The sequence below is a fragment of the Rhodanobacter sp. GW835-FHT13D09 genome, from assembly GCF_058793995.1.
Genome location: NZ_JBXAGL010000006.1, coordinates 143570 through 160651 on the forward strand (window position 1 = coordinate 143570; position 17082 = coordinate 160651).

General features: G+C 69.7%; 13 protein-coding genes. All 13 read right to left on the reverse strand.

Going from position 1 to position 17082, the window contains the following annotated elements; genetic code table 11:
- Positions 1 to 33 precede the first annotated feature (33 nt).
- Positions 34 to 2547 (reverse strand): TonB-dependent receptor, encoded by a 2514-nt coding sequence (locus AC1Q5A_RS10295; protein ID WP_492700620.1) that lies wholly within the window; start codon positions 2545 to 2547, stop codon positions 34 to 36.
- A gap of 288 nt (positions 2548 to 2835) precedes the next feature.
- Positions 2836 to 3729 carry a 4-hydroxybenzoate octaprenyltransferase gene (gene ubiA / locus AC1Q5A_RS10300; RefSeq protein WP_492700666.1) on the reverse strand — a complete coding sequence of 298 codons (894 nt, stop codon included), beginning with the start codon at positions 3727 to 3729 and terminating at the stop codon, positions 2836 to 2838.
- Between the two features lie 226 nt (positions 3730 to 3955).
- Positions 3956 to 5509, reverse strand: coding sequence for a threonine ammonia-lyase, biosynthetic (gene ilvA / locus AC1Q5A_RS10305; protein ID WP_492700621.1), 1554 nt, complete (start codon positions 5507 to 5509; stop codon positions 3956 to 3958).
- Positions 5506 to 5754 (reverse strand): acetolactate synthase small subunit, encoded by a 249-nt coding sequence (ilvN, locus tag AC1Q5A_RS10310; protein ID WP_114343040.1) that lies wholly within the window; start codon positions 5752 to 5754, stop codon positions 5506 to 5508. The genes ilvA and ilvN overlap by 4 nt, the downstream gene beginning before the upstream one ends.
- A gap of 13 nt (positions 5755 to 5767) precedes the next feature.
- Positions 5768 to 7624, reverse strand: coding sequence for a biosynthetic-type acetolactate synthase large subunit (gene ilvB, locus AC1Q5A_RS10315; protein WP_492700622.1), 1857 nt, complete (start codon positions 7622 to 7624; stop codon positions 5768 to 5770).
- A 213-nt stretch (positions 7625 to 7837) separates the two neighbouring features.
- Complete coding sequence (gene ilvC, locus AC1Q5A_RS10320; protein ID WP_492700623.1) at positions 7838 to 8848, reverse strand: ketol-acid reductoisomerase; 1011 nt, start codon at positions 8846 to 8848, stop codon at positions 7838 to 7840.
- On the reverse strand, positions 8845 to 10551 hold the full coding sequence (gene ilvD / locus AC1Q5A_RS10325) for a dihydroxy-acid dehydratase (RefSeq protein ID WP_492700624.1): 1707 nt from the start codon (positions 10549 to 10551) through the stop codon (positions 8845 to 8847). The genes ilvC and ilvD overlap by 4 nt, the downstream gene beginning before the upstream one ends.
- Before the next feature lie 250 nt (positions 10552 to 10801).
- The gene (leuB, locus tag AC1Q5A_RS10330; protein ID WP_492700625.1) at positions 10802 to 11899 is read right to left on the reverse strand and encodes a 3-isopropylmalate dehydrogenase; all 1098 of its coding nucleotides are present in this window, start codon (positions 11897 to 11899) and stop codon (positions 10802 to 10804) included.
- Positions 11896 to 12477 carry a 3-isopropylmalate dehydratase small subunit gene (gene leuD, locus AC1Q5A_RS10335; RefSeq protein WP_492700626.1) on the reverse strand — a complete coding sequence of 194 codons (582 nt, stop codon included), beginning with the start codon at positions 12475 to 12477 and terminating at the stop codon, positions 11896 to 11898. Before leuD ends, leuB begins: the two co-directional genes overlap by 4 nt.
- 223 nt (positions 12478 to 12700) lie before the next feature.
- Positions 12701 to 14110 (reverse strand): 3-isopropylmalate dehydratase large subunit, encoded by a 1410-nt coding sequence (gene leuC / locus AC1Q5A_RS10340; RefSeq protein WP_492700627.1) that lies wholly within the window; start codon positions 14108 to 14110, stop codon positions 12701 to 12703.
- Positions 14110 to 15111, reverse strand: coding sequence for a branched-chain amino acid transaminase (locus tag AC1Q5A_RS10345; RefSeq protein ID WP_492700628.1), 1002 nt, complete (start codon positions 15109 to 15111; stop codon positions 14110 to 14112). The genes leuC and AC1Q5A_RS10345 overlap by 1 nt, the downstream gene beginning before the upstream one ends.
- Positions 15108 to 16742 carry a 2-isopropylmalate synthase gene (locus AC1Q5A_RS10350; protein ID WP_492700629.1) on the reverse strand — a complete coding sequence of 545 codons (1635 nt, stop codon included), beginning with the start codon at positions 16740 to 16742 and terminating at the stop codon, positions 15108 to 15110. Before AC1Q5A_RS10350 ends, AC1Q5A_RS10345 begins: the two co-directional genes overlap by 4 nt.
- A gap of 108 nt (positions 16743 to 16850) precedes the next feature.
- A complete protein-coding gene (locus AC1Q5A_RS10355; RefSeq protein WP_492700630.1) occupies positions 16851 to 16988 on the reverse strand; it encodes a hypothetical protein in 138 nt (45 codons plus the stop codon).
- Positions 16989 to 17082: the final 94 nt, after the last annotated feature.

Here is a 17082-nt window from a genome sequence, read left to right on the forward strand (position 1 = left end):
CGGTCGGCCGCCGGGCACGCGCGACACGCCGGGTCAGAAGCGGTACATCACGGCGGCACGGTACGAGCGGCCCAGCAGCGGCCGCGCGATGAACGTGTTCGCCCCGGCGTCCGCGCTCTGCAGTTCGCCGGCGCGCGGGTTGCCCTCGGTCAGACCCAGCGAGTTGGTGAGGTTGTCGGCATACAGGTACACCGAGAACATCGGCGATACGTCATAGCGCGCGCTGGCGCTCCACACGTCGTAGGAGGGCAGCCGTACCGAGTTGGCGGTGTCGACGAAGCGTTCGCCTTCATGCTCGTACGCCAGCTGCAGGCGCAGCTGCCCGTCGAGCAGGTTCACCCCGGGCACCACGCGGTAGCTCAGCTTCGGCACGCGGATCAGCTGGTTGCCGGTGTAGTCGCGCAGGATCGGGCCGGTGCTGCCCTTGTCGGTGTAGCGCAGGCCTTGGTACTGCGGGTCCTGCCAGGTGGCGGTGAGCTGCACGTCGAACCAGCGGGTCGGGAACCAGGTGCCTTCCAGTTCGAGGCCCTTGGTCTTGGTGCTGGCGTAGCCTTGCTGCGCGACCGAGGTGTTGTTGTTCGGGTTGAACACGTAGTTGTTGAAGCCGACGTTGTCGTACTTGGTGTAGAACGCGGTGGCGTACAGGTCGAGCTGGCGCTCGGAATACTTGTAGCCCACCTCGCCCAGCTTCATGGTCTGGATGATGGGTGTGGCGGTGGCGTTGGTGATGTAGCTGCTCAGGTTCGGCAGGCGGAACGTCGAGGTCCAGCGCGCGAACACGCCGGAGCGCCCGGAGAACTGCCAGTTCGCGCCCAGCGTCCAGCCAGGCTTGCTGAAGCTGTGGTCGTACGACACGGTCTGGCCGGTGCCGGTCTGGATCTGCGAGGTGGCCAGCGTGCCGAGGTTCACGGTCTGTTTCCGCTCCACCCAGCCCTTGGTGTTCACGCGCTCCCAGCGCACGCCGCCGTCGATGCGCAGAGCGTCGGTCGCCTGCCATTCGTCGGAGAGGTAGAACGCATGGGTCGCCGAGCTGCCGCTGGCGTTCTCCCACTCGTAGCCGTAGCGGTAGATGCCGTGGTCGGTGAGCGTGCCCAGCGGCCGCCCTGCGGCATCCACCGCGACCAGGTCGAGCAGGCGCGCGTTGTCGCGCACGTCGAGCAGGGCGGTGGAGGAGTAGCGGCTGAAATCCTGGTTGAAGTGCGCGTAGTAGTAACCCAGCGTGATGTCGTGGCTCTGCCCGCCGAAGTCGAACTTGCGCAGCAGCCGGGTATCGTTGACGAACTCCTGCACCGGCATGGTCACGCCGCGCAGGCCGCCGATCACCACCAGGCCGTTGCCGTTCTGGTTCTGGTTGTCGAACACCTGCGCGGGGTTGTCGACGTAGCGCAGCTGCAGGCCGGCGGCACCGGCCGGCTGGAACTGCTTGGCCTGGGCCAGGAACTTGCCCGCACTCATCAGCGAGTTCGGGAACACGCCGTTGCGCTGGGTCCTGGTGTCGTTGTAGCGCATCGACTCGGCCAGCTTCCAGTCCGCGCCAAGGTCATGGTCGAACTTCAGCGTGAGCTGGTCGCGCTTCACGTGCGTGCCCACGCTATTGTCGAAGTTGTACAGGCTGCCGTTGCCCTGCTTCATCAGCACGTGCTCGGTCTCCGGCCCGGCCATGGTGCCGAAGTTGCCGTCGAAGCCGGGCACCGCCTTGATCTTGCCGTTCGGGTAGGTGCGCATCGGGATGCCGAGGTACAGCGCGACCTTGTCGTCCATGTGCTTGACGTCGACGCTGAAGCGGCCGTGCTCAAGATCCTTCGCCAGGTTCAGGCGGATCTGGCCGCCGTCATTGGCATGGAAGCCCGGATCGCGGATGCCGTCGTCGACGCGGTAGAAGCCGCCCACGCCGAGCTTCCAGCCGTTGCCGACCGGCGTGCCGTACCAGAAGTCGGCACGTTGCAGGCCATAGTCGCCCACGGTGTACTTGACCAGGCCGTCCGGCGTATCGCCGACCCGGCGCGGGATGAAGTTGATCGCACCGGCCGGCGCATTCGAATAGAACACCGACGAGGGGCCGCCACGCACCACCTCGATCCGTTCGATCGTCTCGTCGAGGCGGAACGCCTGGTCGGCGTTGAGGTAGCCCAGCGCGGGGTCGTGCTGCACCGGGATGCCGTCCTCCAGCAGGGTGACCGAGCCGAAGCCGTCGACGGGAATGCCGCGCGCGCGGATATTGCCGCTGGCCTCGCCGCCAGACGCCTCGACCCAGAAGCCGGGCACCGATTTCATCGCCTCGGTGACCGAGGTCGGCGCCTGCATGCGCAGGCGATCCTCGTCGATGGTGGTGATCGAGTAGCTGGTCTCGGCCTTGGTCCGCGTCTGCACGCCGGAGCGCGCGGTGACCACCACACTGTCGAGGTTCTTGGCCTTGTCGGTGCTTGCCGTGGCGGTGCCCGGCGGGGTGGCGGCGCTGTCCTGCGCCTGGGCGGAAAGGGCGACGCCGAACGCCAGACTGCCAAGCAGGGCCATGCCGATGGATCGGCTGATGAGGGAAGTACGCAAGTTGAATGCTCCGGGGGATGGGGAGATCGCGGAGCCGTGCGGGGACTGCGTGCGAAACGTTGGCAAGGCCTTCCCGCCGAGGTGGCGGGGCATCGCCGGCAGCTGTCTCGTGCAGAAGCGTCCCTGCCCGTGCATGTACCACTTCCGTCACAGGCTCTGATGGATGCGCAGCCTAGGGACGGCTTGTGACAGTCAGGTGCCCGGTGGCATGACAAGGCTGAAATTTAGACGTCCAAATGGCGCGTTCCGGCAAGCCGGGGGTCAAGGGGGCTGGTGGCCGCGGCCTGTTCAGCGCACCGCCAGCGCCAGCGCGATGCCGATCCAGATCGCCAGCCCCAGCCAGTTGTTGTGGCGAAACGCGGCGAGACAGGCGTCGCGGGCGCGCCCGCGGATCAGCCACAGCTGCCAGCCAAACAGGCCGGTGGCGGTCAGCAGCGCCAGCCAGTACGGCCAGCCCAGCGCGGCGCGCTGACCGACGAACAGCATCGCCAGCAGGAAGGTGCCCATCAGCATGCCGAGGATCGGCAGGTCGGCGTCGCCGAACAGGATCGCGGTGGATTTCGCGCCGGCTCTGAGGTCGTCGTCGCGGTCGACCATCGCGTACTCGGTGTCGTAGGCCACCGACCACAGGATGTTGCCGAGGAACAGCAGCCAGCCCAGCGGCGGCACCGTATGCGTCACCGCGGCGAACGCCATCGGGATCGACCAGCCGAACGCCGCGCCCAGCACCACCTGCGGCAGGTAGGTCCAGCGCTTGGTGAACGGATAGATCGCCGCCAGCGCGGCGCCGGCGAACGACAGCTGGATGGTCAGCGCGTTGGTGAACAGCACCAGCACGAACGCGAACGCGAGCAGCGCGGCGAACACAAGCAGCGCCTCGCGCGGCGTCACCCGGCCGCTGGCGAGCGGGCGACCGGCGGTGCGCGCCACCTGCGGGTCGAGCTTGCGGTCGGCGTAGTCGTTGATCGCGCAACCGGCAGCGCGCATCGCGAACACGCCAAGGGTGAAGATGACCAGCAGTTTCCATGACGGGAAATCGGCGGCGGCCAGCCACAGCGCCCACCAGGTCGGCCACAGCAGCAGCAGCGCGCCGATCGGCCGATCCATCCGGGTCAGCACCAGGTAGTCCAGCGCCTTCTCGCGCTGGCGCGCAGGCAGCTTCTGCAGCAGCCAGCTCAGCACCCGCGTGGCGCGGGTCGAACTGTCGGCCGGGCGGACCGGCCGGGTGGCGGGTCGTGGCCGGCTGGCGGGCGGGGGCGCGGCGCTGCGCCGCTGACGTTTGCGGGAGGAGGGAGCCATTCGCGGAGTTTAGCGTGCCGAACGCGGCAGGATGGCGTCACCGGTCACTTCGCGCCAACGGGGTGCGCTACCGCCCCTCGCCGCGCGGGTCACGGTTGCCTCGCCGCGATCATTCGCGCAGCAACAGCCGGTAAGCCGGGTGCGCGCTCTCGTCCACGTGCGGATAGCCGAGCGTGGCGAGAAAGCGCTGGAACAACGGCTGCTCGGCCGCGGGCACCTGGATGCCGACCAGGATGCGGCCGTGGTCGGCGCCGTGGTTGCGGTAGTGGAACAGGCTGACGTTCCAGTCCGGGTGCAGCCGGCCGAGGAAATCGGTGAGCGCGCCGGGCCGCTCGGGGAACTCGAAGCGGTACAGCCGCTCGTCCCGCGCCAGCGGCGAACGGCCGCCGATCATGTGGCGCAGGTGCAGCTTAGCCAGCTCGTCGTCGGTGAGGTCGAGTACGTCGAACGCCTGCGCGCGGAACGCCGCGGCGAGCGCCTCGCGCTCGTCGCGGCTGGTGATCCGCACGCCCACGAAGATGTGCGCGGAACGGGCGTCGCCGATGCGGTAGTTGAACTCGGTGATGTCGTGCCGGCCCAGCGCGGCGCAGAAGCGGCGGAAGCTGCCGCGCTCCTCCGGGATGGTCACCGCGAACACCGCCTCGCGCTGCTCGCCCACCTCGGCGCGCTCGGCGACGAAGCGCAGCCGGTCGAAATTCATGTTGGCGCCGGAGACGATCGCCACCAGCGCGCCCGCGCCGTCGCCGTGTGCGGCCACGTACTGTTTCAGCCCGGCCAGCGCCAGCGCGCCGGATGGTTCGGCCACGCTGCGGGTGTCCTGGTAGATGTCGCGGATCGCCGCGCAGATCGCATCGGCGTCCACCCGCAGCATCGCGTCAGCGTGCTGCCGGCACAGCGCGAAGGTCAGCGCGCCGACCTGCTTCACCGCGGTGCCGTCGGCGAACAGGCCGACCTCATCCAGCGCGACGCGTTCGCCGGTTTCCAGCGAGCGCGCCATCGCGTCCGAATCCGTCGCCTGCACGCCGATCACCCGCACCTCGGGCCGCAGCGCCTTGATGCACGCGGCCACGCCGGCGAGCAGGCCGCCGCCGCCGACCGGCACGAACACCGCCTCGAGCGGGCCAGGGTGCTGGTGCAGGATTTCCAGCGCGACCGTGCCCTGGCCGGCGATCACCGCCGGGTCGTCGAACGGATGCACGAACACCGCGCCGCGCTCGGCCTGCAGCCGCGCGGCGGCGGCCTGCGCGTCGCTGTAGGAATCGCCGGCCAGCACGACGTCCACCATCGCCCCGCCGAAGCGGCGTACCGCGTCCACCTTCACCTGCGGCGCGGTCACCGGCATCACGATGGTGGCGCGGACGCCCAGCTTCGCCGCGGCCAGCGCCACGCCCTGCGCGTGGTTGCCGGCGGAAGCGGCGACCACGCCGCGCGCGCGTTGCGCCGCGTCCAGCTGCACCATGCGGTTGTACGCGCCGCGCAGCTTGAACGAGAACACCGGCTGCTGGTCCTCGCGCTTCAGCAGCACCGGCCGGCCCAGACGTTCGCCGAGCAGCGGCGCCGCTTCCAGCGCCGATACCTGCGCCACCTCGTAGACCCGCGCGGCGCGGATCCGCGCCAGCAGGTCGTGGTGGTCGTCGTCGACGAGTGGTGCGACGGCGTTCATGCCGCGAGCGCGGGGGCCGGATGCGCCACCTGCAGCACGTCGACCAGCTTGCGCGTCTGCTGCAGGATCTGGCCGAGCGCGGCGTCGTCGCACTGCAGGCTCAGGGTGAGCCGCGAGACGGCGGGGTCGTGCGTGGCCGCCACGGTCAGCGTGTCGATGTTGTAGCCGCGCGCGGCGAACAGGCCGGCCACGCGCACCAGCGCGCCGGCTTCGTTCTGCAACAGGATGGACAGGGTGTGCTGCATGGCATTGCTCTCCCTAGAACATGTTCGACGTGGAGGGTTCGCACGCGGCCGGCGCCGAGCGCGAGGCAATGAAATCACCGGTGATCATCTGCGCGTAGCTGGCGCCGGGACCGACCATCGGGTACACGCCGGCATCCGGGTCGATCATCACTTCCAGGAACGCCGGGCCATCGAAGGCGAGGAAGGCGGCGATGGTCGCCTCCAGTTCCTCGCCGCGTTCCAGCCGCTGCGCCCAGGCGAAGCCGTCGGCCTGCGCGGCGCGCACGAAGTCCTTCTTGTGCAGGCTCTTGTCCGACGAGGCGAAGCGGCCCTTGAAGTACAGCTTCTGCCACTGCCGCACCATGCCGTCGCCGACGTTGTTTAGCACCACGATCTTCAGCGGCAGGCCATAGGTGGTGGCGGTTTCCAGCTCGCCGATGTTCATGCGGATGCTGGCGTCGCCGTCGATGTCGATGACGAGCTTGTCAGGATGTGCGAACTGCGCGCCGATCGCGGCGGGCAGGCCGAAGCCCATCGTGCCCATCGAGCCGGAAGTGAGCCAGTGGCGCGGCGCGCGGAAGTCGAAGTACTGCGCCGCCCACATCTGATGCTGGCCGACGCCGGTGCTGACGATGGCGTTGCCCTGCGTGTGGCGGTTGATCGCCTCGATCACCGCGTGCGGCTGGATCAGCGCGCTGGCGCGGTCGTAGTTCATCGCGTGCACGCGCTTGAGTTCCGCCACGTGCGCATGCCACGCGTCCAGCTTCGGCCGGTGGCCGTGCGCGCGGCCATACGCGACGAGCCGTTCCAGCGCGCGCACCATCGGCCCCACGTGGTGCCAGTCGACCGCCTTCACCTTGCCGATCTCGGCCGGATCGATGTCGATCTGGGCGATGAACTTCGCCCGTGGCGCAAACTTGTCCGGCACTCCGGCGACGCGGTCGTCGAAGCGTGCGCCCAGCGCCAGCACGAAGTCGCAATCCTCCACCGCGTAATTCGCGTACGCGGTGCCGTGCATGCCGAGCAGGTGCAGCGCCAGCGGATCGGTGCTGTCGAAACCGCCCAGGCCCATCAGCGTCGTGGCGACCGGCAGGCCGAACGCGTCGACGAAGGCGCGCAGTGCATCCGCGGCCCCGGCCGCGATCACGCCGCCGCCGGCGTAGATCAGGGGGCGCTGCGCCTGCAGCAGTGCGTTGAAGAAGGCGGCGCAATCGGCGTCGCCCAGTGCCGACTGCTCCACCGCACGCAACCGTGCACGGTAGCCGGGCAGTGCCAGTTCGCCGCTGCCGCGCCAGGTGAGCGCGGCGTTCTGCACGTCCTTGGGCACGTCCACCACCACCGGGCCGGGCCGGCCGCTGCGCGCCAGGGTGAACGCGGTGCGCACGGTCGCTTCCAGCTTCGCGGCGTCGGTGACCAGGAACACGTGCTTGGCGCAGGCGCCCATGATGTTGCTGACCGGCGCTTCCTGGAACGCGTCACTGCCGATCGCCGCGGTGCCGACCTGGCCGCAGATCACCACCAGCGGGACCGAGTCCGCCATCGAGTCGCGCACCGGCGTGACCATGTTGGTGGCGCCGGGGCCGGAGGTGACGATGGCCACGCCGACCTGGCCGGAAGCACGCGCGTAGCCGGCCGCCATGAAGCCGGCGCCCTGTTCGTTGGCCGGCACCACCAGCGGCATCGGTTCGCTGCCGTCGGCGCGCGGATGCTCGGCGTTGTGGCGAAATACCGCGTCGTACACCGGCAGGATCGCGCCACCGGAGTAGCCGAACAGCACGCCGACGCCTTCGTCGGCGAGTACCTGCACGATCACTTCGGCGCCGCTCATGCTCTGCCCGGCCAGCGGATGCCGGTCGGTGGTGGTCTCGGCTTTCAGTGCTTGTGCATTCACCAGAAAAATCCCCAAGGTTCAGTGCCGTGCTCTTCCCTGCAAGACAGTGGAGAAATACGGCAGATGTGCTCCTCCCCCTGCAACGCAGGGGAGGGTTGGGGAGGGGTCGCTCTTGATCTTGATCCTGAAGTCAAAAGCTTTACCCCCTCCCAACCTCCCCCTGCCTTGCCCCAAAGGGACTTCCTTCGGTCGCAGGGGGAGGAGCCATAAGCGTCAGCCAGCCTTCTTCAACGGCGCAGCGGTGGCGGGTACCGGGTTCGGCTGCAGCCACGGCATCCGTGCACGCAGCTTCGCGCCGACCTGCTCGATCGGATGCTCGAGGTCGGCCTGCTTCAGGCGCTTGTAGTTCGGCAGGCCGGCCTGGTACTCGGCGATCCAATTGCGCGCGAAGGTGCCGTCCTGGATGTCGGTGAGCACCTCCTTCATGCGCGCCTTGGTGCCGGCATCGACCACCCGCGGGCCGCTGACGTAGTCGCCGTACTGCGCGGTCTCGGAGACGAACTCCAGCATCTTCGCCAGACCGCCCTCGTAGAACAGGTCGACGATCAGCTTCAGTTCGTGCATCACCTCGTAGTAGGCGATCTCCGGCTGGTAGCCGGCCTCGACCAGGGTTTCGAAGCCCTTGATCACCAGCTCGCTGGCGCCGCCGCACAGCACCGCCTGCTCGCCGAACAGGTCGGTCTCGGTCTCTTCCTTGAAGTCGGTCTGGATGATCATCGCGCGGCCGCCGCCGATGCCGTCGGCGTAGCCCTTCGTCTTCGCCTCGGCCTGGCCGCTGACGTCCTGGTGCACCGCCCAGATGCACGGCACGCCGCGGCCGCGCTCGTACTCGCTGCGCACCAGCGCACCGGGGCCTTTCGGCGCGACCAGGATCACGTCGATGTCGGCGCGCGGCTTGATCTGGCCGAAGTGCACGTTGAAGCCGTGCGCGAACAGCAGCGCGGCGCCCGGCTTGATGTTCGGCTCGATCGCCTCCTTGTACAGCGTCGGCTGCACCATGTCCGGGGTCAGCACGGCGACCAGGTCGGCGCCCTTGACCGCCTCGGCGGGCTCGGCGACGTTGAAGCCGTCGGCCTTGGCCTTGTGCCAGGTCGGGCCGTTCGGGCGCAGGCCAACCACGACGTCGAGGCCGGAGTCGCGCAGGTTGAGCGCATGCGCGCGGCCCTGGCTGCCGTAGCCGAGTACGGCGATGCGGGATGTGGCGAGGGTGTTGTGGCTGCTCATGCGGTGACTCCCTGGTTGGTTTCGGTGTGGATGGGTTGAGAGGTGGAAACGGCGGAGCCGGGATGCGTGGTGGCGCCGTCGGAGGCGGAGCCGACCAGCAGCGCGTACTTGGCCAGTGCGCCGCGGCTGACCTTCGGTGCCGGCGCCTGCCAGAGCGCGCGGCGTGCGGCGAGATCGGCGTCGGTGGCGATCTCGCGGCGGGCCGCGTCGATCACGATGCGGTCGCCTTCGTGCAGCAGCGCGATCGGCCCGCCGCGCGCGGCTTCCGGCGCGACGTGGCCGACCATGAAGCCGTGGGTGGCGCCGCTGAAGCGGCCGTCGGTGATCAGCGCCACGTCGTCGCCGAGGCCACGGCCGATCAGCGCGGCGGTGACGCCGAGCATCTCGCGCATGCCGGGGCCGCCGGCGGGGCCTTCGTTGCGGATCACGATGACATCGCCCTTGGCGATGTCGCCGGCCTGTACCGCGGCGAACGCCTGCTCCTCGCTTTCGTAGACGCGGGCGCGGCCCTCGAAATGGCTGGCGCCCTTGCCGGCGAGCTTGAGGATGCAGCCTTCCGGCGCGAGGTTGCCGTACAGGATCGAGTAGCCGCCGCGCGGCTTCAGCGGCGCACCCACCGGATGCACCACGTCCTGCGCTGCGGCGTGCGGCGCCGCGGCGACCTCCTCGAACAGCGTGCGGCCGGTGACGGTGGGTGCGTCTTCCAGCATGTCGGCTGCGATCAGCTCCTGCGCCACCCGCGCGCTGCCGCCGGCGCCGAACAGCTCGACCGCGGTATAGCGGCCGCCGGGCAGCAGGTCGGCGATCACCGGGGTATGTTCCGAGGCCGGCTGGAAATCCTCCAGCGTCCATTCGACGCCGGCTTCGCGCGCGATCGCCAGCAGGTGCAGCACCGCGTTGGTGGATCCGGCGGTGGCGGCGACCATGCGCGCGGCGTTGCGCATCGAGGTGCGCGTGATCAGCCCGCGCGGCGTGCGGTTCGCGCGCAGGCACTCCATCACCAGTTCGCCGCAACGGAACGCGGCCGCGCCCTTGGCCGGATGGGTGGCGGGGATGTCGTTGTAGCCCAGCGGCGACAGGCCCAGCGTGGTCAGCACCATCGCCATCGTGTTCGCGGTGAACTGGCCGCCGCAGGCGCCCGCGCCGGGGCAGGCGTCGCGTTCCACCGCGGTCAGCTCCTCGTCGTCGATCTTGCCCGCGCCGTGCGCGCCGACCGCCTCGAACACCTGCTGGATGGTGATCGGATGGTTGTCATGGGTGCCGTGCGCGATGGTGCCGCCGTACAGCGCCACCCCGGGGATGTTCAGCCGCGCCAGCGCCATCGCGGCGGCCGGAATGGTCTTGTCGCAGCCGCACAGCACCACCATCGCGTCGAGGCAGTGGCCGTCCACCGCCAGCTCGATCGAGTCGGTGATCACCTCGCGGCTGATCAGCGACGAGCGCATGCCCGGCGTGCCCATCGCGATGCCGTCGGTGACAGCGATGGTGTTGAACTCCACCGGCGTGCCGCCCGCGGCGCGGATGCCGGCGGCGGCCTCGGCCGCCAGCTCGCGCAGGTTGAGGTTGCACGGGCTCACGTTCGACCAGGTATGCACCACGGCCACCAGCGGCTTGGCGATGGCTTCGTCGTCGAGGCCGGTGGCGCGCAGCATGGCGCGGGCCGGCGCGCGGTCGGGGCCGCTCTTGATCAGGTCACTGCGCATCAAAAAATCTCCGAAGGACGGAATGCCTTCTCCCCGCCGGGGAGAAGGCCGGGATGAAAGCCGGGTGCACGCGGCGGAGCCGATCGAAGCACAGGAAAAGAGCGCCCCCTGCGCGCGAGGGAGGTCGACGGGATGGCCAGGGAGTCGGCGCCATCACGGCGTGCAGGGACCATCCGCGTCGCATGCGCGCAGGGGGCAGCAGAAAACGCGGACACCTCCGTGTGGCCGCCTGGGAAACCGGGTGATGGCATCAGCCGCATGCGCGTGCTCCGCAGAAGAACGCGGCGTTGGTGTCGGCGTGCTCGCCGATCGCTGCGAGCACCGCGTCGCGCACCTCGTCGGTGCCGGCCTGGCCGCCGATGTCGCGGCTGTGCGGGCCGTAGCGCAACACCTGCTCCACCGCCGACTCCACCGCGGTCGCTTCGGCCTCCAGGCCCAGCGAATGACGCAGCAGCAGCGCAGCGGAAAGGATCGTGCCGATCGGGTTGGCCACGCCGGTGCCGGCGATGTCCGGCGCCGAACCGTGGATCGGCTCGTACACGCCGCGCCGGCCTTCGCCCAGCGAGGCCGACGGCAGCAGGCCCAGCGAACCGGCCAGTGCGGCGGCTTCGTCGGTGAGGATGTCGCCGAACAGGTTCTCGGTAACCACCACGTCGTAGCTGCTCGGCCGGGCAAGCAGCAGCATCGCCATCGAGTCGACCAGCTGGTGTTCGACCTTGACGTCGGGATAGTCGGCGGCGATGCGTTCCACCGTGCTGCGCCACAGCCGCGAGGTTTCCAGCACGTTTGCCTTGTCCACCGAGGTGAGGTGCTGGCGGCGGCCGCGCGCCAGCTCGAACGCGCGGCGTACCACGCGCTCGATCTCGGCCACGGTGTACCGGCACTCGTCGGTGGCGGCGTCGGCGCTGCGCGTGCGTGCGCCGAAATACATGCCGCCGGTGAGCTCACGCACGAACAGCACGTCGACGTTGCGCAGCCGGTCGTTCTTCAGCGGCGACAGGCTGGCCAGCGCCGGATGCACCTGCAGCGGGCGCAGGTTGGCGTACACGCCCAGCGCGGCGCGCAACGCCAGCAGTCCCTGTTCGGGGCGCACCTTCGCGTTCGGATCGGACCACTTCGGCCCGCCCACGGCGCCCAGCAATACCGCGTCGGCGGCCTGGCAGGCGGCCAGCGTGGCGGCCGGCAGCGGCTCGCCGCTGGCGTCGATCGCGGCACCGCCGATCAGCTGTTCGTCGAAGGTGAACGCGTGCTCGTAGCGCGTGGCCACGGTTTTCAGCACGGCCACCGCGGCAGCGGTGACCTCGGGACCGACGCCATCGCCGGGCAGGGTGACGATATGGGCCTTCATGCCGCTTGCTCCTGTTGTTCGTAATGGGTGATCAACTTCTCGTTTTGCAAGAGGTAGCCGAGCTGGTCGACGCCGTTGAGCAGGCAGTGCCGGGCGAACGGTTCCAGGGCGAACGGGATGTGGCCGCCGTCGGACAGTTCGATGAACTGGCCGCGCACGTCGATCGCCAGCTCGATGCCGGGATGCTTGAGCAGCCAGCGGTGTTCCAGCTCCTCGAGCTGGATCGCCAGCAGGCCGTTCTTCAGCGCGTTGCCGCGGAAGATGTCCGCGATCTCGCTGCACAGCACCGCCTGGATGCCGTAGTCGAGCAGCGCCCACGGCGCGTGTTCGCGCGAGGAGCCGCAGCCGAAGTTGCGCCCGGCGACGAGGATCGAGCAGCTGCGCGCTTCCGGGCGGTTCAGCGGGAAGGCCGGGTTGTCGCTGCCGTCGGCCTGGTAGCGCCAGTCGTGGAAGCACAGCCTGCCCAACCCTTCGCGCGTGGTGGTGGTGAGGAAGCGCGCGGGAATGATGCGGTCGGTGTCGATGTTCTCGTCGGCCAGCACGGCGGTGCGCGAGTGGAGGCGGGTGATGGGTTGCATCAATGAAATTCCTCGCTTCTTGCTTTGGCCTCCTCTCCCCCTTGGGGAGAGGATTGAGGTGAGGGGCGGGTGCTCGCGGAAGGGGCGATGGCGGCTTCTGCTCCTCCCCCTGCGTGCAGGGGGAGGTTGGGAGGGGGTAGCGCTCTTGCCGCAAGAGCGACCCCACCCCAGCCCTCCCCTGCAAGCAGGGGAGGGAGCAAAGCGGAGCGGGTCGTATCCATGCTCATGCCGCCACCTCCACCAGGTACTCGCGCGGGTCGGCGATGCGCCCGGCGATCGCCGAGGCCGCGGCGGTGGCCGGGCTGGCCAGCACGGTGCGCGCGCCCTTGCCCTGGCGGCCTTCGAAGTTGCGGTTGGAGGTGGACACGACCAGCTGGCCCGGCTGCGCCAGGTCGCCGTTCATCGCGATGCACATCGAGCAGCCGGGCACGCGCCACTCGGCGCCGGCGGCGGTGAACACGTGGTGCAGGCCTTCGCGTTCGGCGTCGCGGCGCACCGCCTCGGAGCCGGGCACCACCAGCATGCGCACGCCACTGGCAATGTGCCGGCCGTGCAGCACGCGGGCCGCTTCGCGCAGGTCGGACAGGCGCGAGTTGGTGCAGCTGCCGACGAACACCACGTCCACCGGCGTGCCCTGCATCGGCTGGCCGGGCTTGCTCTGCATGTAGTCGAGCGCGCGGCGCTCCTGCGCATTCGTCGCCGCCGGCACCGGCGCGTCCATCGCGATCGCCATGCCGGGATGGGTGCCGTAGGTGACGGTGGGCTTCACCGCGGCGGCATCGATGCGCACCTCGCGGTCGTAGCGCGCGCCGTCGTCGCTCTTCAGCGTGCGCCACTGCTCCACCGCCGCGTCCCACGCGGCGTCCTGCGGCACGCGCGGGCGACCCTGCAGCCATTCGAACGTGGTCTCGTCCGGCGCGATCAGCCCGGCGCGCGCGCCCGCCTCGATCGACATGTTGCAGACGGTCATGCGCTCGTCCATCGACAGCGCCTCGATCGCCGCGCCGCGGTACTCCAGCACGTGGCCGGTGCCGCCATCGACGCCGATGCTGCCGATGATGTGCAGGATCAGGTCCTTCGCGCCCACGCCAGGCGGCAGCTGGCCGTCGACGTGGATCGCCATGGTCTTCGGCCTGCGCTGCAGCAGGCACTGCGTGGCCATCACGTGGCCGACCTCGGTGGTGCCGATGCCGAACGCCAGCGCGCCGAACGCGCCGTGGGTGGAGGTGTGGCTGTCGCCGCAGACGATGGTCATGCCCGGTTGCGTCGCGCCCAGTTCGGGGCCGATCACGTGCACGATGCCGCGCTCGGCGCTGTCCCAGCCGTGCAGCTCGACGCCGAACTCGCGGCAGTTGCTTTCCAGCTGCGCCACCTGCGCCTGCGCCTCGGCGTTCGCGTAGGGGCGGCTGCCGTCGGCGTTCGCCGGCAAGGTCGGCGTGGAATGGTCCAGCGTGGCCAGCATGCGGTCGGGCCGGCGCAGCTTCAGGCCGCGCTCGCGCAGTTCGCTGAACGCCTGCGGCGAGGTGACCTCGTGCACCAGGTGCAGGTCGACATAGAGGATCGCCGGCGTGTCGGCGGTTTCGGCGGCGACGACGTGCGCGTCCCAGATTTTTTCGAACAAGGTCTTCGCCATCACGCCGAGACCTCCATGGAAGCGGGCTGTTGATGAGAAGTCCGGCCATGGATGGCCGGTTCTTGATCTTCGCGGGCAGGGATGACCGCACCAACAAACTCCAACCAGCCGTGGCGATCCTCGGTACGCCCGTCGAACAGGCCGAAGAACGCCTGCCGCAGCTGTTGCGTGACCGGGCCGGGCGCGCCCTTGCCGATCGCCTTGCGATCGACCGAGCGCACCGGGGTGATCTCGGCGGCGGTGCCGGTCATGAACACCTCGTCGGCCGAGTACAGCGCCTCGCGCGGCAGCTCGCGTTCTTCCACCGCGATGCCGAGGTCGGCGGCCAGCGCGAGCACGCTGTCGCGGGTGATCCCGGCCAGGATGCCGGCGCTGGACGGTGGCGTGAGCAGCTTGCCGCGCTTGACCAGGAAGATGTTCTCGCCGGCGCCTTCGCTGAGCAGGCCGCCGTGGCCCAGCGCGATGCCTTCGTCGTAGCCGTTGCGGCGCGCCTCCAGCCCGATCAGCTGGCTCGAGAGGTAGTTGCCGCCGGCCTTGGCCCAGCTCGGGATGGTGTTCGGCGCGGGGCGGTGCCAAGACGACACGCACACGTCGGCGCCGCGTTCGGCCGCCTCGCCCAGGTACGCGCCCCAGGCCATCGCCATGAGCGCCACCTCGACCGGCGCACCGTCCTTCGCCAGCACGCCCAGCCCGCCGGCGCCGCGGAACACGATCGGCCGCACGTAGGCCGACGGCATCGCGTTGGCGCGGATCAGCTCCAGGCAGGCGGCGTTGATCTCGTCCTCGCTGTAGCCGACGTCGATCTCGTAGACGCGGGCCGACTCGAACAGGCGGCGGGTGTGGTCGGCAAGGCGGAAGTAGGCCGGACCGCGCGGCGTGGCGTAGACGCGCTCGCCCTCGAACACGGAGGAGCCGTAGTGCAGCGCGTGCGTGCTGACGTGGACGTTGGCCTCGGCCCACGGCTTGATGCGGCCGTTGTGCCAGACGAATGGGGTGCTCATGCGGTGGTCTCCTTGTGCGCGTCCGGGCGCGCGGCCATGGAAGGCCGCTTGTTGGTCAGTGGGTTCAAGGTGGATTGGCGTTCGATCCGGTTGACGATGACCAGCGCGGCCAGCGCGGCGGCCTCGACGATGTCGGTGCTGCTGCCGTGGCCGCGCCAGTCGCGCGCGGCGTGGCGCACGCTCAGCTGTGCCTGGCCCTGGGCGTCGGCGCCTTCGCCGAGCGCGTCGATCTGGAAGCTGGTGAGCGCCAGCGGCGTGCCGGTGGCGCGTTCGATCGCGCGCAGCACCGCGTCGACCGGGCCATCGCCGATCGCCGCCTCGCCGACCTCGCGGCCGTCGTCGTGGGCCAGCTTCACCGAGGCCGAGGCGCTGCCGCCCAGGTGCGAGCTGGCGTGCAGCTGCACCAGCTGCCACGGGCCGCCGGCGTGCGGATCGTGGCCCAGCGCCAGCGCTTCCAGGTCTTCGTCGTGCAGCTCGCGGCCGTGGTCGGCCAGCGCCTTGAAGCGGCTGAAGATGTCGTCCAGCGCGGCGTCGTCCGGGGTATGGCCCATGGCCTGCAGGCGCTGGCGCAGCGCGGCGCGGCCGGAATGCTTGCCCATCACCAGGCGGGTTTCGGCGATGCCGACGTCCTGCGGCCGCATGATCTCGTAGGTACCGCGGTGCTTGAGCATGCCGTGCTGGTGGATACCCGATTCGTGGGCGAACGCGTTGGCGCCCACGATCGCCTTGTTGCGCGGCACCGCCTGGCCGGTCAGCTCGGTCAGCAGGCGCGAGGTCGGGTACAGCTGGCGGGTGTCGATGCGGGTATCCACGCCGAAGTGCGGCGCGCGCACCTTCAGCGCCATCACCACCTCCTCCAGCGCGGCATTGCCGGCGCGCTCGCCGATGCCGTTGATGGTGCATTCCACCTGGCGCGCGCCGGCGCTCACCGCGGCCAGGCTGTTCGCCACCGCCATGCCGAGGTCGTCGTGGCAGTGGCTGGAGAACACCACCCGCTCCGCCCCAACGACGTGGCGGCGCAGGTACTCGAACAGCTCGACGATCTCGGTCGGCGTGGTGTAGCCCACCGTGTCCGGCGCGTTGAGCGTGCTGGCGCCGGCGGCGACCGCGGCGCTGAACACTTCGGCAAGGAAGTCGGGTTCGGTGCGCAGCGCGTCCTCGGCGGAAAATTCCACCTCGTGGCACAGCCCGCGGGCGCGCTCGATCGCACGCACCGCAGTCTCCAGCACCTGCGCCTTGCTCATGCCCAGCTTGTGTTCGCGATGCAGCGGGCTGGTCGACAGGAACAGGTGGATGCGCGAATGGCGGGCCGCCTGCAGCGCACGGGCAGCGCTGTCGATGTCGCCGTCCTGGCAGCGTGCCAGCGCGCAGACCGTGGTGGCTTGCAGCGCCCCGGCGATTTGCGCGACTGCAGCAAAATCATCCGGCGAGGCCTGCGGAAAGCCGGCCTCGAGCACGTCCACGCCGAGCGCCTCGAGCTGCTGCGCCATGCGTAGCTTGGCGCGTCGGTCCATCGAGAAACCGGGCGCCTGCTCGCCGTCGCGCAGGGTGGTGTCGAAGATACGCACGCGTCCGGCGACTACGTCGTCGTCGCTGGCGGGGGCGCTCTGCTGGTCGGGGGTTTTCATCATGGCTCCGCTTTGGGCGGCGCCGAAGGCGCAAAAAAACCCCGCATCCGTCACCGGGTGCGGGGTTCTTCGGGTGTTTTCAGGTTTTTCTAGCTACCTGGACACTTGCCCTCAGCCCGCACCTCCGTTGGTAATAAGGAGTACGAGTACAAGGGTAATAATGAGCGCGCCGCGAGCCTGCAGCAGGCCGGCAACCGTCATGAGGCGGTTTCCTTCGGCGATGCGGCGGTGGCTGTTGCGCTGCGACATGGGACCGAACGTAAAGCAGGTCATCGGCGCGTGTCAACAACTTTTTTCAAAAAATTTGAAAATGGCCGTGCGGTGGGCGTTTGGACGTCCAGAT